This window comes from Lentibacillus jeotgali, from assembly GCF_000224785.1.
Taxonomy (GTDB): Bacteria; Bacillota; Bacilli; order Bacillales; family Amphibacillaceae; genus Lentibacillus; species Lentibacillus jeotgali.
Genome location: NZ_AGAV01000014.1, coordinates 13,013 through 35,070, shown reverse-complemented (window position 1 = coordinate 35,070; position 22,058 = coordinate 13,013). Strand labels below are relative to the sequence as shown.

Annotated in this window: 26 protein-coding genes; 24 read left to right on the top strand and 2 right to left on the bottom strand. The window is 41.7% G+C overall.

Going from position 1 to position 22,058, the window contains the following annotated elements; genetic code table 11:
- Positions 1-16 precede the first annotated feature (16 nt).
- The 9 genes from ON01_RS09870 (at position 17) to sigF (ending at position 7,735) form a co-directional block, all read left to right on the top strand.
- Positions 17-235 (top strand): YqzK family protein, encoded by a 219-nt coding sequence (locus tag ON01_RS09870; protein WP_029329080.1) that lies wholly within the window; start codon positions 17-19, stop codon positions 233-235.
- A gap of 5 nt (positions 236-240) precedes the next feature.
- On the top strand, positions 241-1,134 hold the full coding sequence (xerD, locus tag ON01_RS09865) for a site-specific tyrosine recombinase XerD (protein WP_029329079.1): 894 nt from the start codon (positions 241-243) through the stop codon (positions 1,132-1,134).
- Between the two features lie 151 nt (positions 1,135-1,285).
- Positions 1,286-2,464, top strand: a complete 1,179-nt coding sequence (deoB, locus tag ON01_RS09860) for a phosphopentomutase (RefSeq protein WP_010530874.1) — start codon at positions 1,286-1,288, stop codon at positions 2,462-2,464.
- A 12-nt stretch (positions 2,465-2,476) separates the two neighbouring features.
- The gene (locus tag ON01_RS09855; RefSeq protein ID WP_010530873.1) at positions 2,477-3,298 is read left to right on the top strand and encodes a purine-nucleoside phosphorylase; all 822 of its coding nucleotides are present in this window, start codon (positions 2,477-2,479) and stop codon (positions 3,296-3,298) included.
- A 17-nt stretch (positions 3,299-3,315) separates the two neighbouring features.
- A complete protein-coding gene (locus ON01_RS09850) occupies positions 3,316-4,620 on the top strand; it encodes a pyrimidine-nucleoside phosphorylase (RefSeq protein WP_010530872.1) in 1,305 nt (434 codons plus the stop codon).
- Positions 4,621-4,906: 286 nt separating this feature from the next.
- Positions 4,907-6,082: a D-alanyl-D-alanine carboxypeptidase family protein gene (locus ON01_RS09845; protein WP_010530871.1), complete on the top strand. Its 1,176-nt coding sequence runs from the start codon at positions 4,907-4,909 to the stop codon at positions 6,080-6,082.
- 101 nt (positions 6,083-6,183) lie between these two features.
- Entirely contained in the window at positions 6,184-6,537 is a 354-nt protein-coding gene (gene spoIIAA, locus ON01_RS09840) for an anti-sigma F factor antagonist (protein WP_010530870.1), read from the top strand.
- Complete coding sequence (gene spoIIAB, locus ON01_RS09835) at positions 6,534-6,971, top strand: anti-sigma F factor (protein WP_010530869.1); 438 nt, start codon at positions 6,534-6,536, stop codon at positions 6,969-6,971. The genes spoIIAA and spoIIAB overlap by 4 nt, the downstream gene beginning before the upstream one ends.
- An 8-nt stretch (positions 6,972-6,979) precedes the next feature.
- Positions 6,980-7,735: an RNA polymerase sporulation sigma factor SigF gene (sigF, locus tag ON01_RS09830; protein ID WP_010530868.1), complete on the top strand. Its 756-nt coding sequence runs from the start codon at positions 6,980-6,982 to the stop codon at positions 7,733-7,735.
- 55 nt (positions 7,736-7,790) lie between these two features.
- On the opposite strand, the gene spoIIP is transcribed toward sigF, so the two are convergent.
- Positions 7,791-8,948, bottom strand: a complete 1,158-nt coding sequence (spoIIP, locus tag ON01_RS09825; protein WP_010530867.1) for a stage II sporulation protein P — start codon at positions 8,946-8,948, stop codon at positions 7,791-7,793.
- 193 nt (positions 8,949-9,141) lie between these two features.
- On the opposite strand from spoIIP, the gene ON01_RS09820 reads away from it, so the two are divergent.
- The 7 genes from ON01_RS09820 (at position 9,142) to ON01_RS09790 (ending at position 14,868) form a co-directional block, all read left to right on the top strand.
- On the top strand, positions 9,142-9,759 hold the full coding sequence (locus tag ON01_RS09820) for a stage V sporulation protein AA (protein WP_010530866.1): 618 nt from the start codon (positions 9,142-9,144) through the stop codon (positions 9,757-9,759).
- Complete coding sequence (locus ON01_RS09815; protein WP_010530865.1) at positions 9,737-10,165, top strand: stage V sporulation protein AB; 429 nt, start codon at positions 9,737-9,739, stop codon at positions 10,163-10,165. The genes ON01_RS09820 and ON01_RS09815 overlap by 23 nt, the downstream gene beginning before the upstream one ends.
- 38 nt (positions 10,166-10,203) lie before the next feature.
- On the top strand, positions 10,204-11,679 hold the full coding sequence (locus ON01_RS09810; RefSeq protein ID WP_010530864.1) for a spore germination protein: 1,476 nt from the start codon (positions 10,204-10,206) through the stop codon (positions 11,677-11,679).
- A gap of 221 nt (positions 11,680-11,900) precedes the next feature.
- The gene (lysA, locus tag ON01_RS09805) at positions 11,901-13,208 is read left to right on the top strand and encodes a diaminopimelate decarboxylase (protein ID WP_010530863.1); all 1,308 of its coding nucleotides are present in this window, start codon (positions 11,901-11,903) and stop codon (positions 13,206-13,208) included.
- A 66-nt stretch (positions 13,209-13,274) separates the two neighbouring features.
- Positions 13,275-13,712, top strand: coding sequence for a peptidylprolyl isomerase (locus ON01_RS09800; RefSeq protein ID WP_010530862.1), 438 nt, complete (start codon positions 13,275-13,277; stop codon positions 13,710-13,712).
- A 5-nt stretch (positions 13,713-13,717) separates the two neighbouring features.
- Entirely contained in the window at positions 13,718-14,167 is a 450-nt protein-coding gene (locus ON01_RS09795; protein ID WP_010530861.1) for a site-2 protease family protein, read from the top strand.
- A 323-nt stretch (positions 14,168-14,490) separates the two neighbouring features.
- Positions 14,491-14,868, top strand: a complete 378-nt coding sequence (locus ON01_RS09790; protein WP_010530860.1) for a GNAT family N-acetyltransferase — start codon at positions 14,491-14,493, stop codon at positions 14,866-14,868.
- An 83-nt stretch (positions 14,869-14,951) separates the two neighbouring features.
- On the opposite strand, the gene ON01_RS09785 is transcribed toward ON01_RS09790, so the two are convergent.
- A complete protein-coding gene (locus ON01_RS09785; RefSeq protein ID WP_040912433.1) occupies positions 14,952-15,035 on the bottom strand; it encodes a YjcZ family sporulation protein in 84 nt (27 codons plus the stop codon).
- Between the two features lie 183 nt (positions 15,036-15,218).
- On the opposite strand from ON01_RS09785, the gene ON01_RS09780 reads away from it, so the two are divergent.
- From ON01_RS09780 to resB, 8 genes are all read left to right on the top strand, one after another.
- A complete protein-coding gene (locus ON01_RS09780) occupies positions 15,219-15,974 on the top strand; it encodes a segregation/condensation protein A (protein ID WP_010530859.1) in 756 nt (251 codons plus the stop codon).
- On the top strand, positions 15,956-16,552 hold the full coding sequence (gene scpB, locus ON01_RS09775) for an SMC-Scp complex subunit ScpB (protein WP_010530858.1): 597 nt from the start codon (positions 15,956-15,958) through the stop codon (positions 16,550-16,552). Before ON01_RS09780 ends, scpB begins: the two co-directional genes overlap by 19 nt.
- Positions 16,553-16,713: 161 nt before the next feature.
- Positions 16,714-17,817 carry a D-alanyl-D-alanine carboxypeptidase family protein gene (locus tag ON01_RS09770; RefSeq protein WP_010530857.1) on the top strand — a complete coding sequence of 368 codons (1,104 nt, stop codon included), beginning with the start codon at positions 16,714-16,716 and terminating at the stop codon, positions 17,815-17,817.
- Positions 17,810-18,394, top strand: a complete 585-nt coding sequence (locus ON01_RS09765) for a nucleoside recognition domain-containing protein (protein WP_010530856.1) — start codon at positions 17,810-17,812, stop codon at positions 18,392-18,394. Before ON01_RS09770 ends, ON01_RS09765 begins: the two co-directional genes overlap by 8 nt.
- Before the next feature lie 3 nt (positions 18,395-18,397).
- Complete coding sequence (locus tag ON01_RS09760) at positions 18,398-18,928, top strand: spore maturation protein (RefSeq protein WP_010530855.1); 531 nt, start codon at positions 18,398-18,400, stop codon at positions 18,926-18,928.
- Between the two features lie 70 nt (positions 18,929-18,998).
- Entirely contained in the window at positions 18,999-19,742 is a 744-nt protein-coding gene (locus tag ON01_RS09755) for a pseudouridine synthase (protein ID WP_029329078.1), read from the top strand.
- Positions 19,743-19,797: 55 nt separating this feature from the next.
- Positions 19,798-20,373, top strand: a complete 576-nt coding sequence (resA, locus tag ON01_RS09750) for a thiol-disulfide oxidoreductase ResA (RefSeq protein ID WP_010530853.1) — start codon at positions 19,798-19,800, stop codon at positions 20,371-20,373.
- 27 nt (positions 20,374-20,400) lie between these two features.
- Positions 20,401-22,035, top strand: coding sequence for a cytochrome c biogenesis protein ResB (gene resB, locus ON01_RS09745; RefSeq protein WP_010530852.1), 1,635 nt, complete (start codon positions 20,401-20,403; stop codon positions 22,033-22,035).
- Positions 22,036-22,058 lie beyond the last annotated feature (23 nt).

Here is a 22,058-nt window from a genome sequence, read left to right as displayed (position 1 = left end):
CAGATATGCGAAAGAGGTGGGACAAATGGCGCAATTGCTTCGGGATGCCCTGAAAGTATTTATTCTGTTTATAGGCTGTACATGTCTATTCTATTTTGGACTGCGGTATATGCATACTGAGTATGAACAATTTCACCGGTACGATCCGCCACAGGGTCCGTCAGTAAAAGTTTTTGAGACTGATGACGAGGGGTTCATTGATCGGCTCAATTTATTTTTTCGCCTAGGGGAGTAATGGTTATGCTAAAGCCTGCTTTTGAGGATTTTGTCCATTATTTAATAGTAGAACGCGGCGTAACGGATAATACATTAAAATCTTATCAGCGCGACTTGAAAAATTATATGCATTATCTGGAACAAGCACGCCGAAAATTGATCTGGAACGAAATAGGACGAGCTGACATTATAGGGTTTCTGTACAAGCTTAAGGAGGAAGGCAAATCACCGGCAACGATTGCCAGGGCGATTTCCTCAATACGGTCATTCCATCAATTTCTGATTCGGGAACAGCTTGCCGAACATGATGCAAGCATACATATCGAGACACCTAAAAAAGAACAGAAATTACCTGCTACACTAACGTCACAGGATGTTGAAGCGTTATTGACAATTAACGGGAAGACCTCTTTGACGATCCGGAATAAAGCAATGCTTGAACTGATGTATGCCACCGGACTGCGGGTTTCGGAACTGGTCGGCCTGAAAGTAAGCGACCTTCATTTGACAATGGGATTTTTGCGCTGTATGGGAAAGGGTTCGAAGGAAAGAATCGTCCCGCTCGGTGATGTTGCTATAAAATCAATGGATGATTATTTGCAGGATGCCAGGACAAGCCTTGTAAAACGGAAGCAGGATAAGAATGCATTATTTGTTAACCAGCATGGCAGGCCCCTTTCCCGTCAAGGTTTTTGGAAGATATTAAAAGGGATAGCCCGTGAAGCCGGGATCAGAAAAACAATTACACCACATACGCTGAGACATTCATTCGCTACACATTTATTGGAAAATGGGGCGGATTTGCGATCGGTTCAGGAAATGTTGGGTCATTCTGATATTTCCACAACTCAAATTTATACACATATTACAAAATCCAGGTTGAAAGATATTTATCAATCTTATCACCCGCGAGCTTAGTCTGACTGGCAGGCAAAGAATGACCGGCAAATGACAGGCGAATAACATCTCTTTTTTTGTCGGTACAGTCGTCAGACATCATACAACTAAAAGGAGCCAGCATACTGTAAAACAAAACAGGGAAAAACAGTTATAGGAGGTATCGACTATTATGCAACAATTTAAACGCGTATTCTTGATTGTTATGGATTCTGTGGGGATTGGCGAGGCACCGGATGCAAAAGCATTTAACGATGAAGGTGCTGATACATTGGGGCATATTGCAGAACGGATGGACGGTCTGAATATGCCGAACATGGGAAGATTAGGACTCAGTAACATCAGGGAGATACAGGGAATTGAAAAAGCCGAATCGCCAACAGCGCATTATACAAAAATGCAGGAAGCTTCCAACGGTAAAGATACGATGACAGGCCATTGGGAAATCATGGGGCTGAATATCCAGCAGCCTTTCCGGACATTTCCGGATGGCTTCCCCGACGAACTAGTTGCTGATCTGGAAGCAAAAACAGGCAGAAAAGTTATCGGAAATAAACCGGCCTCAGGCACCGCCATTATCGAAGAATTAGGGCAGGAGCATATGGAAACTGGTGCACTGATAGTTTATACATCGGCAGACTCTGTGTTGCAGATTGCCGCACATGAAGATGTTGTACCATTAGATGAATTATATAATATTTGTAAAATCGCCCGTGAGCTGACACTGGATGAAAAATATATGGTCGGCCGGGTCATTGCGCGCCCGTTCACAGGAAAACCGGGTGCGTTTCAGCGTACAGCTAACCGGCATGACTACGCATTGAAGCCCTTTGGCCGCACAGTGATGAATGAATTGGAAGATGCTGACTATGATGTGATTGCCCTCGGTAAAATTTCAGATATCTATGATGATGAAGGTGTCACAAAGGCAATCCGTACAGCAGATAATGAAGATGGCATGACTAAATTGGTCGATTCAATGTCAAAAGATTTTACGGGATTAAACTTTTTGAACTTGGTTGATTTTGACGCCAAATATGGACACCGGCGCGATCCTGAAGGCTACGGTAAAGCCCTGGAAGCATTTGATGCACGACTGCCGGAAGTCATGAACCGTCTGAATGATGACGATTTGCTCATTATTACCGCAGACCATGGTAACGATCCGATTCACCATGGAACAGACCATACGCGCGAATACGTACCGCTGCTCGTTTATCACACGAGCATGGATCAAGGAAATGTACTTGCTTTAAGAGAAACGTTTGCCGATATTGGAGCTACCATTGCTAATAACTTTAATATTAAAATGCCGGAACACGGAAAAAGCTTTTTGAACGATATTAATTAAGGGGGGATAAGCATGAACCAGACAGCTATTGAAGAAGCGGCTTCATATATAAATGAGAAATTATCAAGTGCTCCTGCCATTGGTCTCATTTTAGGATCGGGACTCGGCGTTTTAGCAGATGAAATCGACAACCCGGTTACGTTTTCCTATAAAGACATACCCCATTTTCCGGAATCAACCGTATCGGGGCACAAAGGACAGCTTGTCACAGGTGACCTGGAAGGCAGACAAGTTATTGCAATGCAGGGCCGCTTTCATTATTATGAGGGCTATTCCATGCAGCAGGTGACGTTTCCGGTCCGGGTGATGAAAAAATTGGGGATCGATTCGATCATCGTCACTAACGCAGCCGGCGGTATCAATAAGGTGTTTAACCCCGGTGATTTGATGCTGATCACAGATCATATCAACAACATGAGGGACAATCCGTTGCTTGGGCCGAATGATGAAACACTCGGTGAACGCTTTCCGGATATGTCACAGGTATACGATGAAGCCTATCTGCGGCATGCAAAAGACTGTGCATCCAAATTGGGATTAACCGTACAGGAGGGTGTATATGTCGGAAATACCGGCCCGGCATATGAGACACCGGCTGAAATCAACATGCTTCGGACACTTGGCGGGGACGCTGTCGGTATGTCAACCGTACCGGAAGTGATTGTGTCGGGACACGCAGGCCTGCGTGTGCTAGGCATCTCCTGCATATCCAATATGGCAGCCGGTATTCTTGATCAGCCGCTGACACACGACGAAGTGATTGAGACAACGAAACAGGTGCGCGAAGACTTTCTCAAGTTTGTTAAAGAAATCATACGTACACTGCCAAACTAATCAATAAGGATGATTATATGCGAATGTATGACATCATTGAAAAAAAACGTGACGGGGAAAAGCTTTCAAGCGAAGAAATCCGCTTTTTTGTCGACGGCTGTACAAATGGTGACATCCCGGACTACCAGGCAAGTGCACTGCTGATGGCTGTGTATTTCCAGGATATGATCGAGGAGGAACGGGCCGAATTGACTACGGCGATGGTGGAGTCAGGAGACCAAATTGACCTTTCTGCCATTTCCGGTATTAAAGTTGATAAACATTCGACCGGTGGGGTTGGCGATACGACCACCTTGATACTTGCCCCTCTGGTTGCTTCTGCCGGGGTACCTGTCGCCAAAATGAGTGGCAGAGGACTCGGGCACACCGGCGGAACGATTGATAAATTGGAGGCAGTGCCTGGATTTCATGTCGAAATTTCCATTGATGAATTTATTAATCTGGTTAACCGAATTAAAGCAGCCGTCGTCGGCCAGACCGGCAATCTGACGCCTGCTGATAAAAAGCTCTACAGTCTAAGGGATGTTACGGCAACAGTGAATTCAATCCCGCTGATTGCCAGCTCAATCATGAGCAAGAAAATAGCATCAGGTGCTGATGCTATTGTTTTGGATGTTAAAACTGGTGCCGGAGCTTTTATGAAAGAACTTGATGATGCCAGGGAATTGGCTCAGGCAATGGTATCGATCGGCAACCGGGTTGGCAGAAATACGATGGCTCTTATATCGGACATGAGCCAGCCGCTTGGGTACGCTGTCGGTAATGCCCTGGAAGTCAGAGAAGCAATTGATACGCTGCAGGGGAAAGGACCGAACGATTTAACTGAATTATGTCTGGAGCTGGGCAGTCAGATGGTTGTATTGGCAAATAAAGCTGACACACTGGATGAAGCCAAAAAACAGCTGACGGACAATCTAAATAGCGGGAAAGCAATCGAACAGTTCAAAGTGTTTCTTGAAGCACAGGGCGGTGATTCAGATGTAGCGGATAATCCGGACTTATTGCCGCAAGCATCTTATACATTTGAATTACCTGCTGAAAAGTCAGGGGCTGTTTCTGAAATCGAAGCAGATGCCATCGGAACCGCAGCTATGATGCTTGGTGCAGGAAGAGCGACGAAGAATTCTGATATTGATTTGTCTGTCGGCATCGTGCTCAATAAAAAAATCGGGGATGCCGTCAGTCAAGGTGAATCACTTTTGACGATTCATGCAAACACCAAAACCGTAGATGATGTAAAAGAAAAATTATATGCAAGCATTGTCATCTCGGATGAAACCGTTGAGAAACCACCGCTTATTTATGAGAACATCTCAAGGTAAAGTAAAACTAAAATCATTGGGGGGTTCTTCACCCCCAATGATTGTTAGTTGAACCGAATCGGGCATTTACTGGCAGTCGGTCCTCTTTGGTTTTCCACCATCGTTTTGAAGGTTGACGCAGATGTCTATTTTACAAAAGAAGAAAAATCCGAACTAATTCGAAATCTATCTAAAGAATTTTGAATCATCGTTCGGATTTTTCTTTGCCTTAAATACTTTTGTATCTCGTATAAGAACACACTGAAATGGCAAACATAAAACTATATTGAATGTTGGAGGTTGAACAATGAAAAAGTTTGTTTTATTGACTAGCATTATATTTTCAATTCTCTTCATGCCATTTACAGTGTTTGGTGAAGAAAACGGTCAAGATGATACGGATCAGGAACTTAATTTAGCTCCGGATGCTCAGTCCGGCGTTTTGATGGAACGTGATACCGGTAAATTACTGTTTGATAAAAACGCGCATGAGAAATTGCCGCCCGCCAGTATGACAAAAGTTATGACTCTATTACTGATAATGGAGAGCCTTGATAAAGGGAAAATCGATAAAAATGAAACCATCAGGGTAAGTGAACGTGCTGCATCGATGGGGGGTTCGCAGATATTTCTTGAAACCGGCGAAGAAATGAGTGTCAACAATCTCTTGAAAGGGATAGCCGTTGCTTCGGCAAATGACGCAAGTGTTGCACTGGCCGAAAGAATTGCCGGCAGTGAGAAAGCATTTGTAGAACAGATGAATAAAAAAGCAAAAGCATTGGGACTGGAAAATACTCAATTTCAGAATTCTACTGGGCTTCCAGCTGAGAATCACTACAGCACTGCCCATGATATGGCAGTTATGGCCAAAGAATTATTGAAATATGAATCCGTAACCGAATATACGTCCATTTATGAGGATTACTTGCGAAAAGGTGAGGAGAACGAATTTTGGCTGGTGAATACAAATAAACTGGTTAAATCTTATCCGGGCGTGGACGGGTTGAAAACCGGCTATACAAACGAAGCAAAATATTGTTTGACAGCAACAGCAGAGAAAAATGATATGCGAATGATTGCTGTCGTTATGGGCGCCGATACGACCAAGGAGCGAAATTCAACGATCACCGGTATGCTCGATTATGCTTTCAATCATTTCGAAACAAAAAATTTATACGAGAAAGGACAGACCATTACAACATTGGAATTATTGAAGGCAGAGGATACATCGATTGATGTAACAACATCTGAATCAATCAGCACAATCCATCGCAAAGGCGAGAATGATAAAAATGTGAAAACGTCAGTAAATCTGGAATCCGACCTTGACCTGCCGATCGATAAAGGCGACCAGGTAGGGGAATTAATTGTAAAAAGCAACGGCGAAACATTGTCAAAAACACCGCTAATTGTGGATTATGATGTCAAGAAAGCATCGTATTTAACGTTATTAAAACGAACAGCTCAAAATATGGTTAAATAACAGAATCTCTGACGAATTGCTTCTTATTTTGTCAGGAAGCAGGAATTAATCCGGATTTTAGCGAAAAAGTATCCAGAACGAAAAAGTGGGGAGGAAACAATATGGGTTTGTCTACTGCGTTTGACGTCAAGGAAGATGTCCTGGTTGTCAGAATGGCCGGGGAGTTGGACCATCATGAAGCGGAAGTATTAAGGAACGAATGGAAAGAAATGATGTATACAAACGCCATCAAACATGTTGTGCTGAATCTTGAATCGGTAACATTCATGGACAGCTCAGGACTTGGTGTTGTTCTTGGCAGATACAAAGAAGTGCTTCAGCTGGGAGGGGAGATGGTTGTATGTTCCGTTTCAGCGCCAGTCCGGAGATTGTTTGAAATGTCCGGTATGTTTAAAATTGTAAGGTTGGAGGAGAACGAAGAACATGCGTTATTTACGTTGGGGGTGGCATCATGAAAAATGAAATGTTTGTGGAATTTGCAAGTGTAAGCGAAAATGAGTCGTTTGCCAGAGTAACAGTTGCGTCTTTTGTGGCACAGCTTGATCCGACGATGGACGAACTGACCGAAATTAAAACAGTCGTCTCCGAAGCCGTAACGAATGCCATAATCCACGGTTACAATAATGATCCGGGGCATCATGTTTCTATATCCTGTGTGCTGCATGAAGATGAGATCGAACTGACAATCAAGGACCACGGAATTGGCATTGGTAATGTGGATGAAGCAAGACAGCCGCTCTATACATCAAAGCCTGAATTGGAAAGATCCGGAATGGGATTTACTATCATCGAAAATTTTATGGATGTATTAGAGATCATTTCTTCACCTGAAACTGGCACAACTGTTCATATGACAAAACAACTTTCAAAAAAAACGGTTTCTAAATAGGGATGCCTATGGACCTAAATGTCAGTCATGATAATCGGCAGGAATCGTTAAATGACGAACAGGTGAAGACGTATATCCATAAAAGCCAGCAAGGTGATAAATACGCACGGGATATACTTGTTGAAAATAATGTCAGACTGGTTTGGTCAGTTGTACAGCGTTTTATCAACCGCGGATATGATCCGGATGATCTGTTTCAGATAGGAAGTATCGGACTTATTAAAGCAATTGATAAATTTGATTTATCTTATGACGTCAAGTTTTCCACTTACGCTGTACCGATGATAATCGGAGAAATACAGCGGTTCATCCGGGACGATGGCAGCATTAAGGTAAGCCGTTCCTTAAAAGAAACCGGCAACAAAATACGAAAAAAACGGGATGAACTAACAAAACAGCTGGGTCGTGCCCCAACTGTTCTGGAACTCGCCGAATCACTTCATATCACTTCAGAAGAAGTCGTTCATGCCGAGGAAGCTGCAAAATCACCACATTCCATCCATGAAACGGTTTTTGAGAACGATGGAGATCCGATAACACTGCTGGATCAGATTGCCGATGATGATACAAAATGGTTTGATAAACTAACTCTCCAGGAGGCGATCAGACGGCTTAATGAACGCGAGCGGCTGATTTTGTATTTGCGGTATTACAAAGACCGGACACAATCGGAAGTGGCAGAGCGGCTTGGTATTTCACAGGTACAGGTATCGAGGCTCGAGAAGAAAATATTAGAGGAAATGAAAGTAAATATGAACCCATGAATCAAGGCTGTCCTGAAGTTAATCCGGGACAGCCTTTTCTGTCAGCTTTAACTTTTTAATCTGTATTGTTAACCTTTTCAGCGTCTTTTTGGTGTTCACTAAGGACTTCCGCCATAACCTCAGCTGTATTGCTGAGTTCCTCGCGATTATTATCAATCCCGCCGAATTCGATTAACAGTGAACGTCCTGAAATATCTTGATTATATACACCATTCCCTTCGGATTTGCTTTTTTCATATATACCTTTGCTGAGCCCGGGATATTTCGCTTCAATCTGATTGTTCAATTCCTTTGCAAATTTGAGGTTTTTCTCGTAATCCTCATGGCCGACTCCTACAATAAAGAATAATTTTGCATAATCCTTGCCGTCAATCGTTACTGTCGTCTGGTCTTTACGCAAGGCATCACGGTGAATATCGATAAAATAGCTTACATTGTCATTCGAGGACATGACTTCTTTAACGGACTGCCGGGAAAATTCATATGAATTACCGGGCCCCCAGCCTTTTTCGTTAAGACTTGCTGTAACATTAGTTTTATCATGAAGGGTATTGACGCCTCTCTTTTCCAGTTGATCCGCGAGCATTGACCCTGCAAGTACAATATTTTCTTTATTATTTGTACTCGATGCTTCACTCGGTTTCTTCTCCTCATCATCAAGTAAAGGCAAAAAAGCTTCCCAGGCATGACTATGATAAATAAATACCTCTGCATCGGACGTTTCCTGGGTGGTCTCACCTTCCTGTTCAGACTGATTGTCAGATCCGTCCTCTTTCAGAAGTTTGTCAAAATCAGGAGGAGGTGACTCAACCGGCATCGCTGTCAATTCAGAATCGCTTCCTTGCAGATGCACACCATTGGAAAATGATTTCATCCCCGGCAGTTCAAGTTCAAGCAAACTTGTGAAATTTTTGGGAGTTATGCCTGAAGTGAATGCAAACATTAAAGAAGAAAAATCAGGCGAATTTATATTATTTTCATTTAAATTTTGTTTCAGTTGAGGTATTTCAGAACTCATCAAAAGCACGAGTGATTCCGAAATTAAATCGGATTCTGTTAATTCATTAATAGCGGCAAAATGAAAAACTCCATTTTGTTTATTGGATACGGATATGAATGACACGAGTAAAAATATAAGACAAACACAAATGATGTAAGTTATAATATGGTACTTTATTTTCACAAAAACCAGCCCGCCTTTTTGTAAAGCCATTAATAGGTCTCTTGACAATCGTGCTCAAAGAGCCATTAATCCAGTTAACTAATAGCGCCTTAATAGAAATAATATGCTGAATTGGATTGATTAGAATTTAAATTCGAGATAACCTAGCTAATTCTTTTGTGATAATTATCCTGCTTTTAACAAATACTACTTCATACAACATCGTAGAGAGGGTGTATCCCGAATGTCGGAGATTGTATATTTGCGCATGAAGAAGAGTATTGAAATGCCGGTTTTGAAGAAAGTTAACCTTAAGGATATTGCCCACATTTCTACAACGTCTCGATTGAAAAATGAATTGGAAAAAACACCTATCTATCGTATTACAAAAAAAGATCTGAATGTCGTGATTGTGGACAGTTTTCTGGTCATTGATCATTTAAACACGCAATATAGCGGACTTGAATTTCAGATTGTCGGACCATCACATACACTTATACGTATCCCAAAACATAAAAAATCGCCAAACATTATGATTACAGCAATTGTTTGGCTGCTTCTTTTTATTGGAACCGCCATGACTATTATCAATTTTCATTACGATGTCAGTATGCAGGAGGTTCAGCAAAAACTTCATTACTTACTGACAGGCGAACAGAGCCAATATCCCTTATGGATTCAGATACCGTACTCGTTTGGACTGGGAATCGGTATGCTTCTGTTTTTTAATCACTGGTTCCGCAAACGAATTAATGAGGAACCAAGCCCTCTCGAAGTTGAAATCTTTAATTACCAGCAGAACATGGATCAATATCTTGCCCATTATGAGAACACGTTAAATGATGACAAGCATATTCACTAGTCTGCTGGAGGTGATGATCGGATTCGCTGCTGGTGTGGCTGTTGGGGGCGGTTTTGTTGCTTTCTTAACGGTATTGGGCATCATACCAAGGCTAATTCAGTTGAGCAAGACGGACGAGTTGATACCGGTATATATCGCAAGTATCATTCTAGGGTCGTTATTTGGCATATTCATGTCTTTTGCGGATGTATCATGGGATCAACCGGTGCTGCTGCTCGTGTTATGGGGTGCTTTTCACGGGGTATTTAATGGAATGCTGGCAGCTGCTTTAACGGAAGTGCTGAATGTATTTCCAGTTCTGTCAAAACGCATTCAGATGGAAGATAAGTTGTTGTGGTTATTAATGGCTATCGTATTTGGCAAAATAGCCGGATCCCTTTTTCAATGGACGATATTTGTAAAATAAATTATTTATAAGTACAGAATAGTGGAGCGTTGAATCTTATGAGTCAGAACCAAAATAAAAGTCCGATTTACGCTAAAATAGAAAAAAACAAGCAATACATGAAGGATAATGTTGGGCTGGATACATCGTTTGATCTTGGTTTTCGCGAATTAGTCGTTCTAAAAACGAAAATTCAGCTGTATTACGTTACCGGACTCTGTGATGCTTCGGTGGTACAGCAAATCATGCGTCAGCTTATTCAAATCAATGATGATGAAATTAACAAGAAAAAGGTTTCGGAAATCGTTGAAAACCGGATAATTTATCAGCAGGTGGAGCGAACACAATCCTTGGATGAGGTTGTCGATCAGGTATTATCCGGTTTAGTGGTTATTTTTATTGATGGGGTAAAATATGCGTTTATTGTGGATGTGCGTAATTATCCTGGTCGCACACCGCAAGAGCCTGATACAGAGCATGTTGTCAGAGGATCCCGTGATGGCTATACAGAGAATATTATCGAAAATACGGCATTGACAAGAAGGCGAATCCGCGATGCCAGGCTTCGTCACGAAATGCTTAAAGTCGGCGAAAGATCGAAAACGGATATCTGTCTATGTTATATCGATGATGTTACCGACAGAGATCTGATTGAAATTGTTAAAAACAGCTTGAATCAAATTGAAATTGACGGCATTACGATGACGGATAAAACCTTGGAAGAATTTATAGTCGGTCCAAAATGGAAGCCATATCCATTAGTCCGGTATACCGAGCGGCCTGATGTTGCAGCGACTCATCTGATGGAAGGGCATGTCGTACTGATTGTGGATACTTCACCAAGCGTTATGATATTGCCGACGACCTTTTTTCACCACACACAGCATGCTGAGGAATATCGTGAGTCACCGGTAGTCGGTACCGTTATGCGCTGGGCAAGAATGATTGCGATTATGTTATCGATTTTTCTATTGCCTTTGTGGCTGTTGTTTGCGTTGGATCCGTCATTATTACCAAAGGAACTTGCATTTATTGGGCCTAAAGAGGAAGGGACAATTCCGATTACGATTCAAATCATACTTGCGGATTTAGGAATTGAGTTTTTACGGATGGCCGCTATCCATACACCGACTCCTCTAGCAACCTCGATGGGGTTAATCGCTGCAGTCCTAATCGGACAGATTGCCATTGATGTCGGGCTGTTTGGTCCCGAGGTTATTTTGTATGTATCGGTTAGTGCTATTGGGGTATATGTGACCCCAAGTTATGAGTTAGGCGTAGCTAATAAAATTGCGAGGATAGTATTAATTCTATTTACAGCAATTTTCGGCGCGATTGGCTTTACAGTCGGTCTTACCCTTTATGGATTATATCTTATTCAGTTAAAATCATTGCATACACCATATATGTGGCCGTTTATACCGTTTGATGCGAGAGCAATGATTGAAGTGGTATTACGTGTTCCAGTACCTTACTCCAAGAAGCGTCCGAGTATCGTCCATCCTAAAAATGATTATAGGCAGCCGAAATCCTAGGGCATATGTTATCCGAAAATGAAAAACAAGGAAAGCGAACACTTCAACTCTGAACGCTTCCTCTTTCGTTTTTGGCTTTTGTATGGTAAAGTATCTTTACACTTTAAGACATCTGAATTTCAATTAACATAGAAAACTTTGATATCCGCATTCACATAATGCAGATATCGGGTTTTCTGATTTTTGAAAAAGTCAATCAGAATTAAACGGGGGAATTTAATATGATACTGGATTACCATCCATTCAACTTAAATGAAGCAGGACATCTAGCAATCGGAGGAATTGACTCGGTAGCCCTGGCAGAAAAATATGGCACACCGCTGTATGTTTATGATGTTTCGTTAATCCGAGAGAATTGCAGAGCTTTTGTCGAAACGTTTCGGGAGCTTGGCGTTCCGGCGCAAGTAGCGTATGCCAGTAAGGCCTTTTCATCTGTTGCAATGCTTCAGGTAATTAAACAGGAAGGATTAAGTCTTGATGTGGTATCACAGGGCGAATTATACACAGCACTGGAAGCAGGATTCCCTGCAGATAAAATACATATGCATGGCAATAACAAAAGTATTGACGAACTGGAAATGGCCATCGAATATGACATAGGGTGTATAGTTGCCGATAATTTTTATGAAATTGAACTAATCAATAGCATTCTGCAGCGGAAAAACAAAGCGATGAATGTATTAATGCGCGTGACTCCGGGGATTGAGCCAAATACACATGATTATATTGTAACCGGCAATGAAGATTCCAAGTTTGGTTTTAATTTGGCTAATGGACAGGCTGATGAGGCATTTTTACAGTTACAGCGAAGCGAGCATATTCAATTCAAAGGTTTGCACAGTCATATCGGCTCTCAATTATTTGAAACAGAAGAGATTCTGCTGGCGGCAAAAGTTCTTTTTCAGAAATTAGCTGAATGGCATGAAAAATATGATTATACGCCGGAGGTTCTCAACCTTGGGGGCGGCTTTGGCATCCGCTATACACAAGAGGATAAACCGCTTGATTATTCTGTACATGTGAAGGAATTATCGGTCGTTGTTCAGGAACAGGCGGCATACTTTAATTTACCTCTGCCTGAAATATGGATTGAACCCGGGCGTGCTATTGCAGGTAATGCCGGGATAACACTATATACGGTTGGCTCCATAAAAGAGATCCCCGGTGTACGCCATTACGTTGCAGTTGATGGAGGTATGACTGATAATATACGTCCCGCCCTTTATAATGCGAAATATGAAGGCGTATTGGCAAACAAGGCAGCCCAACCAGTAACAGATACGGTTTCTATAGCTGGCAAATGCTGTGAATCAGGCGATATGCTTATGTGGGATCTGCCTGTGCCAGCTGTTGAAAGCAACGATATTCTGGCTGTATTTTCAACAGGTGCGTACGGTTATTCAATGGCTAACCATTATAATCGTTTTGCTAAAGCAGCTGTGGTTTTTGTAGAAAATGGCCGGGATCATCTGGTAGTCCAGCGTGAATCATATCAAGATGTCGTGAAAAATGATCTATCATATGAATGATGTTGTTGTTTTCTGAAGAAAGGTCAGCTAAAATAATGTAAGAATAGAGAAAAGGAGACATAGACGATGCAGAAGAAAGGGTATATATTGCTGGAAAACGGAAATAAAATAGAATTCGAACTCTATCCAAATGAAGCACCAAACACTGCAGCAAATTTTGAAAAGCTGGCTAACAGCAATTTTTATGATGGGTTAACATTTCACCGGGTGATTGACGGGTTTGTTAGTCAAGGCGGCTGTCCAAACGGGACCGGCACCGGGAATGCCGGCTATACGATCAAATGTGAAACAGAAGGAAATCCGCACAAACATATGGAAGGATCGCTCTCAATGGCTCATGCCGGAAAAGATACCGGTAGCTGTCAATTTTTTATTGTTCATGAACCACAGCCGCATTTGGATGGGATCCACACTGTCTTTGGCCAGGTAACTTCGGGGATTGACTTTGCTAAATCAATGAAAAATGGCGATGTTATGAAAGAAGTAAAAATCACGACAGAATAATAGATATGGACATTTATATATTCCTGTATCTGATTTTCGTGGTTGCTCCGGCAGGGACGGCGATCCATGAACTGGGCCATATGCTTGGTGCAAAATCAGTTGGAGCTGATAAAATCTCGCTGACGATAGGTGCCGGCAGCATCGTTTACCGTACGATATGGAACAAGATGCATATCGCAATCCGTCTATTCTTCTTTATCGGGGGGATGGCATACAGTGAACGCCAAGCGCCGTACCAGCCGGCTGAACGCATCAGGATAGCTGTCTTTGGGCCGTTCAGCAGTCTTTTGGCTGCAGGTATTTGCGCCATTATATATTATGTATATCCTGGCAGCTATTTACTGTTAATGTTACTATTTAATTTATGGATAGCCTTCATTAATATCATTCCATTTCGTTTTAAAGGGAAAGAGTCAGATGGTTATACAGTTTTTGAAGCTATTAGACGCAAATAAGCACGTGTATGTTGATGTGAAAATATCGTAATGATGAATAAGAATAAAAAGTCAGCTTTGTATCAGCATAAAGGGGATTGACTGCTGCTTTAATTCTTCTTATTCCTGATATCATGAGGGGAATTAACCATTGATTTGTATTTAATTTTTAGTTAGCCTGCAAATTTATTGAGGGTATAATCAGCGTTCAGTGTTGACAAATAAAGCCTGATGCTGCATAACTATATATACAAACGTTTATCCAGTGTGCATGAGTAGTCATTCATATTGGGTATATTCAGCTCTTTTTGATTGGTGAGTTACTATCATAATGAGGGATATTTATGTTTATTCGTTACAAAAAGAATTATGAAAAGATTGCAATGGGCTTATTATCTTTCATGCCTGAAGAGAAAGATGTGAAAAAATTACAGCAGACCATTAAAGAATATGAAACCAATCCGAATTGGCACCTTTTCTTATGGAAGAATGAAGATGTGCTGGGTGCAATCGGCGTGCGCATTGAGAATGATATTGACGCGGTTGTCCAGCATATATCTGTCAACCCTTCACATCGAAATTCAGGGATTGGCAAAATGATGGTGAAAGAAATCCAGAACATGTTTGGTGATAAGTATGCAGTCTGTGCTGATGAAACGATACAGCAATTTCTGAATAAATCGATTGAAGAGGAACAGCAGCGAAACGAAGAAAGTGACTAAACAAAAGCCAGCTCCTTTTTATAGAGCTGGCTTTTGTTTGTAAATATTTGCCTGAGTGGGGTTGCCACCCAGCCGGATAATGCTTACATCCAAGCAGCACCGACAATAATCAGAAGGATGAACAATACAACGATCAGCGCAAATCCTCCGCCATAGTTATAACTCATAATGATACTCCTCCTTTTTTGCTTAACGAATAAATGTTTTTTTGGTAACATTTATCTTACGTTAATAACCTATGACAACAGTCATCACCTTGTATGGGCGTTTATTTCAAATTTACGAAACTTTATTCAGCTGACTACGTGTTAAGGTGGATAAGTATTGCTGTAAATGAAAGGAGAACAGTTGTGAATCAGCCATATCAAGTGAAGTTGGATGCTTTTGAAGGTCCTCTTGATCTTTTGCTGCACTTGATCAACCAGTATGAGATTGATATATATGATATCCCTGTAGCTCAGATAACCGAGCAGTACATGCACTATATTCATACAATGCAGCGCCTTGAATTAAATATCGCCAGTGAATATTTGGTGATGGCTGCGACATTGCTTGCCATGAAAAGCCAGATGCTTCTGCCAATACAGGAAATAGAAGAAGCTGATGATGAATATACGGAAGACCCGCGGGAAGAATTGATGCAGCGTTTGATTGAATACCGAAAATATAAAGATGCCGCCCAAAAATTGCAAGACAGGGAATTGAAAGCTAATCAAATTTTCACGAGACCACCCGTAGCATTCGAGCACTATGAAACCACTCAGCCTGTCACCAGAGGGGACGTATCCATCTACGATATGCTTGATGCTTTAGGAAAAATGTTCGAGCGTAAAAAGTGGAATGAACCGCTGGAAACTAGAGTTAAAAGCAGTGATATTCCGATTGAGCAGCGAATGACTGAAGTTCTTGATTTGGTGAAGCATTCTGCAGAAGGGGTATCTTTTGACCAGCTGTTTGACTACCCATCTCGTTCTCATGTAGTCGTGACATTCATGGCAATACTGGAGCTAATGAAAAACAATCAAGTTACATGCGAGCAGCAACACCATTTCGATCAATTGTATGTATTCTATTTGGGGGAGAAATCGTGGAATTCAATGAACTAAAGGCAATTACAGAAGGCTTATTATTTGCCAGCGGTGATGAGGGCATTACGATTAAACAATTAGCACGGGTTTTGAATATACCTGAGCAAACAATTGAACAGTTACTGGAAAAATTAAAGTATGATTATAACAACACAGAGCGCGGAATACTTTTAATGCAATCACATGACGTATTCCATTTGACGACCAAACCTGAACATAGTCCGTATTTCAAAAGGCTGCTTGAAACGCCGCAGACGGCGAGAATGTCCCAGGCGGCCCTGGAAACATTGGCAATCGTTGCATATCAGCAGCCCATTACCAGAACCGAAATTGAAGATATACGCGGTGTTAAAAGTGACCGCCCTGTACAGACATTGATGGCCAGATCATTGATTGAGGAAATAGGGAGGAAGGAAGGATCCGGACGTCCCATGCTATTTGCCACAACAAAAGACTTCCTGACTTTTTTTGGATTAACATCGCTTGAAGAATTGCCGCCTCTCCCTGAAGGTATCGACACTGATCAGCTTGAGCAGGAGACTGATCTGTTTTTTGAAAAATTTACGGAACATATGGATGATACTGATTATAAATAAAAGCCTTTATGTTAAAATCCTTGCTTACAACAGTAAGGATTTTTTGCTTAAGTGTCAGTTTTACCCCTTTGGTCGAGACAATTCGGTTTTTATTAGCATATCCTTCTACAGGAGACGCATAAACTGTATTGGAAAACCAATCGTCTGCGGGAGGAAAATGTATGCGTAATGCCGCAATAGTACTTGCCCTTTTTTTGATAAGCAGTCTTTTTTACCCAAATACCGGACAAGCAAATCCAGGAGTATCAGCAAATAATGCCGTATTGATGGAACAATCATCAGGCAGGGTGCTTTTTGAAAGACAAGCACATGAACAGCAGCCAATTGCAAGTATCACAAAAATCATGACTGCGATCATTGCCATTGAATCCGGGGAATTGAACGAAACGGTCACAGTTAGCAATCGCGCAGTCAATGCCATCGGCTCTTCCATTTATTTGGAAAATGGAGAAAAAATAAAGCTGAAAGATCTTGTCTATGGATTAATGCTGCGTTCCGGCAACGATGCAGCTGTAGCCATAAGCGAGCATGTCGGTGGAAGTATGGAAGGCTTTGTCCATTTAATGAACCAGAAAGCAGAGTGGCTTGGTATGACGAACACCTCTTTTGATAACCCGCATGGGCTTGATTCTGACAATCATTATTCCACAGCTTATGATATGGCCCTCTTAATGCGTTATGCGATGGACAATGAAACTTTCAGGGAGGTAACTAAAACTGAAAGCTATAAATCGGAAAACAGAGCATATTCCTGGAAAAATAAAAACAAATTACTGACTGGGATGTATGAACATACAAACGGAGGGAAAACCGGATTTACCAGAATCGCAGGGAGGACTCTGGTAAGTTCCGCTTTAAAGGATGATATGGAACTGATTGCGGTTACCTTGGATGGGCCCGATGATTGGCGTGATCATATTGGAATGTTTGAGTGGGGATTTGATAACTTTGATATGACAACGATTGACCAAAAAGGGGAAACGATTTACCAAATGACAGACTCCGGCAATCGAGTTACTGGTTATCTCCATCAGAATATAACACTGCCATTGCAAAAAAATGAACAAGAAGATATCGAGAGCAAATCATTCATCTTACAAGATAATCCTGGTGCAGCAGAAGATGTGATCGGAAAAACGATTTATTTTGTAGATGCTGTGCCAGTTACAGAAACCCCCATATATTCGGAACGCCATGAATCGGCTTTCCTGAGCGATATCGTATCGGTGTATCAATTGATAACTGGGTTTGATTCCAATGGTTAATATCATATGGGCTTTAATGGCAGTTATCGGAATTATCTATGCCATGTTTAATGGAACAATGGATGAGGTTAATGAGGCCTTATTTGAAAGTGCAGAAGAAGCTGTGACTTTATCCATTGGACTGATCAGCATATTGGTATTCTGGCTTGGGATTATGAAAGTGGCCGAAGAGGCTGGGATATTACGATTTCTAGCCAACTTATTCAGACCGGTTATCACAAGAATCTTTCCCGAGATACCAAAAGACCATCCTGCTATGGGGTATATACTATCCAATATTACGGCAAATATTTTTGGTCTAGGCAATGCAGCAACACCTTTGGGAATTAAAGCCATGGAACAAATGAAGGAGCTGAGCGGATCAGACACTGCATCAAGATCAATGATAACATTTCTTGCTTTAAATACTTCCAGTCTGACAATAATACCGACAACAGTCATTTCCATCCGAATGCAATATGATTCTGTTTTGCCAACTGAAATTGTCGGTACAACCATAATAGCAACACTCATTTCCTCGATCAGTGCGCTGATCATTGATCGAATCTTCTATTACCGAAGCGTTGGGGGGAGATAGATTTTGGGCGTTATTACCTTGATCAGCACCTGGCTGATACCATGTTTCCTTCTGATTGTGCTCCTTGCTGCAACGTGGAAGCGTGTGCCGACCTATGAAACGTTTGTCGAAGGGGGGAAAGACGGTGTCAAAATGGCATTTTCTTTACTCCCTTTTTTAGTAGGTATGATTGTCGCCATATCAATCCTTCGAAGTTCGGGTGCCTTGGATGCATTTATTCAGCTGATTTCGCCGGTTCTGGTCTTTATCGGTGTACCACCGGAAATTATTCCGCTGGCAATGGTAAGACCTATTTCCGGAACAGCTGCACTGGGAATGACGACAGAACTAATCGGGACATACGGGCCTGATTCGTTCATAGGAAGACTGGCATCAACCATGCAAGGTAGTACGGATACAACTCTATACATATTAACTATCTATTTTGGTGCAGTCGGCATCCGAAAAATGCGGTACGCGCTAAAAGTTGGACTATTAAGTGACCTTGTTGGTATAATTGCCTCGGTTATTATCGTTACATTAATATTTGGATAAACTGTTAGAGTAGCGTTAACATATGGTTAACGCTATTATTATGGTAAGAATTAAAGAAAATGGTGATATGATGACAAATTCATTCGAACGACTGCAGAAAGTAATCGCCCAAAGCGGGGTGACTTCCCGAAGAAAAGCCGAAAAACTAATTATTGACGGTAAAGTAAAGGTAAATAACAAAACAGTCACGGAGCTGGGAACAAAAGTCAGCCCGCAGGATAAAGTTGACGTGGAAGGTGTACAGCTAGAAAAGGAAGAACCTGTTTATTACATGCTGTACAAGCCAAGGGGCGTCATTTCCAGCATTGAAGACGATAAAGGGCGGAAGGTTGTTACAGATTACCTTGGTGAAGTGGAGGAGCGTATTTATCCCATAGGCCGGCTGGACTACGATACTTCCGGTATTTTATTATTAACCAACGATGGAAATTTTGCCAATCTCCTGATGCACCCAAGATATGGTATCGATAAAGTCTATGTTGCGAAAATAAAGGGGATCCCGGACAAGCGCGAGCTCAACAGGCTCCGTAAAGGAATCCATTCGGACGATGAACTGTTAAAGATCGTCGGGTATAAAATCCTTGAAACGGACAGACAAAAAAATCATATGATCATCGAAATGACCCTTCATGAAGGAAAAAACCGGCATATAAGGCGGATGATGGAGTCGCTCGGATACCCTGTCTCAAAACTGAAACGAGAAAGATATGGTTTGCTAACACTTAAAGGGATGCAACCGGGCGACTACCGGCGGCTGACCCCCCACGAAGTAAAAAAGATGCGGCTTTCAGCGAGTAGTCAAATTGTTGATTAATGGACAAATTTATCATACTGTTTACGTGGTATAATGGCGTAAGGAGTGAGCAATCATGAATAATAATCAATCAAAATCAAATAAAAAACAGAAAAAAAGAAACCGGCTGATTTTCAGAACCGTTGTACTGGCAGTATTGCTTGCCGCCGTTGTCTATGCTTTAGTGTCTAATTTAACCCAGGATGAAACAGCTGTTAAAGCTGGCACTGAGGCGCCCGATTTCAAGCTTGAACAGATAAACGAAAATAACGAGCGTGAAACGGTTCAATTGAGCGACTTGGAAAACAAGGGTGTCATGCTAAATTTTTGGGGCACATGGTGTGATCCTTGTGAAGACGAGATGCCCTATATGCAATCTCTTTACCCCGAGTATAAAGAGAAAGGTGTCGAAATTGTTGCTGTGAACCTTGATACAACAAAATTCGTTGTAGATAAATTCATCAATAAATACGATTTGACATTCCCTGTACCGTATGATTCCAATGAAGAAGTGATGAACGCTTATAATGTCGAGCCGCTTCCAACTACATTCTTCATCAATCCGGACGGTGAAATTGAAGAAGTTGTTGAAGGTGGCCTGACGCTGGACAAGATCGAGGGTTATCTGCAGCAGATACAGCCGGAGCAGTAAAGGATGCGTTAATTGTGAGGGATACGAATGAGTAAAATTAAATGTGAGTGCGGGCATGTTAATCCGGAGGGAACAGTGCTTTGTGAAGCATGCGGTAAACCGGTAGAAGGAAATCAGCATATCGATGGCAATGATAAACGCAAGTTGCTCAATATGCGATATGATGGAAGTGCCCGCCGATCACAGACATATAATAAATCAATTGTTGATAAAACATGGAATTTCTTTTCCTCGGTTAAAGTCGGGGTCTGGCTGATTGTTCTCGCTTTGATTGCTTCAGGTCTGGGAACAATCTTCCCCCAGGAACAGTACATACCTGCAAACGCTGCATCCCGTGATCCGTCCATCTATTATGAATCCCAGTATGGAATTTTGGGACAAATATACTATCAATTGGGTTTTCATAATTTATACAGTTCATGGTGGTATATGCTGCTGATTGCATTAATCGGGATTTCACTCGTCATATGCAGCATTGACCGGTTCGTGCCATTGTACAAAGCACTGAAAAGACAACGGCCAAGGCGTCATACACAATTTTTAAAACGCCAGCGTTTATTCAGTGAAACAGATAATACAACGGATGACGACAAAGCAAAACTGATTACCAAGCTAAAGAAAAAACGGTATAAGGTTCATGAAGAGAATGGTCATATATTGGCAGAGAAAGGCAGGTTCTCCCGCTGGGGGCCGTACGTGAACCATATCGGTCTGATTATTGTCCTGATTGCTGCCTTATTACGCATGACGCCGTTCATGTATCTTGATGAATATGTGTGGGTTCGGGAAGGTGAACAAACCGTTATCCCGGGCACAGATGGTGAATATCACATTAAGAACAAGGATTTTATTCTGGAAACCTATGATGAAAATGATCCACGTTTTCAAGAAGCCATTGCCCAGGAAGGAAATGTTGCAAAAAACTATCAGACAAACGCTGTCATTTATAAAGAGACCGGCGAAAAAGTGGCAGGAGCCGAACCCAAACTTGAGAAAGTGAAGGAAGAAAAGATAAAGTTGAATCATCCTTTGAAATTTGACAGTTATACACTTTATCAGTCCGGATATCAGCAAAATGAATTTCAAAGTATGACATTTAAGGTTCATGAAACAAATGACCCAGATGAAAAATCGCTAGGTTCGTTTACAGTCGATCTGACCGATCCAAAAAACGAATATAACCTGGATAATGGTTTCAGTGTTACAGTCAGTCAGTATTACCCAGATTATGAGATGGATGAGGGTGAACCGAGATCCAAAACGAATTACCCAAGGAACCCAGCTTTCGTTTTCAATGTAAATCCACCGGGAAATGAAGAATCAGAAATAAGTTTTGTCGGTATTGGAAGGAATGTGGATGCGACCGGTGAGAACGATTATAAATTGGGCATTGAAAACTTTGAAACCCGTTATGCTAGTGGCTTAACGGTCAGACGCGACTATACGCTTCCATTATTTATCATCGGTGCAGCCATTTTCATGATTGGCGTCATCCAGGGCATGTACTGGCACCACCGCCGGATTTGGCTGCATCCGGAAAGTGAGGGTATGATGGTAGCAGGCCATACGAATAAAAACTGGTATGGTTTAAAGAAAGATATTGAACATATTATTGAAGATACCAATGTTAAGATGGTTAAAGACCAGCAGGAAATCGAATAACTGAACCCCCACAGCTGGAGGAG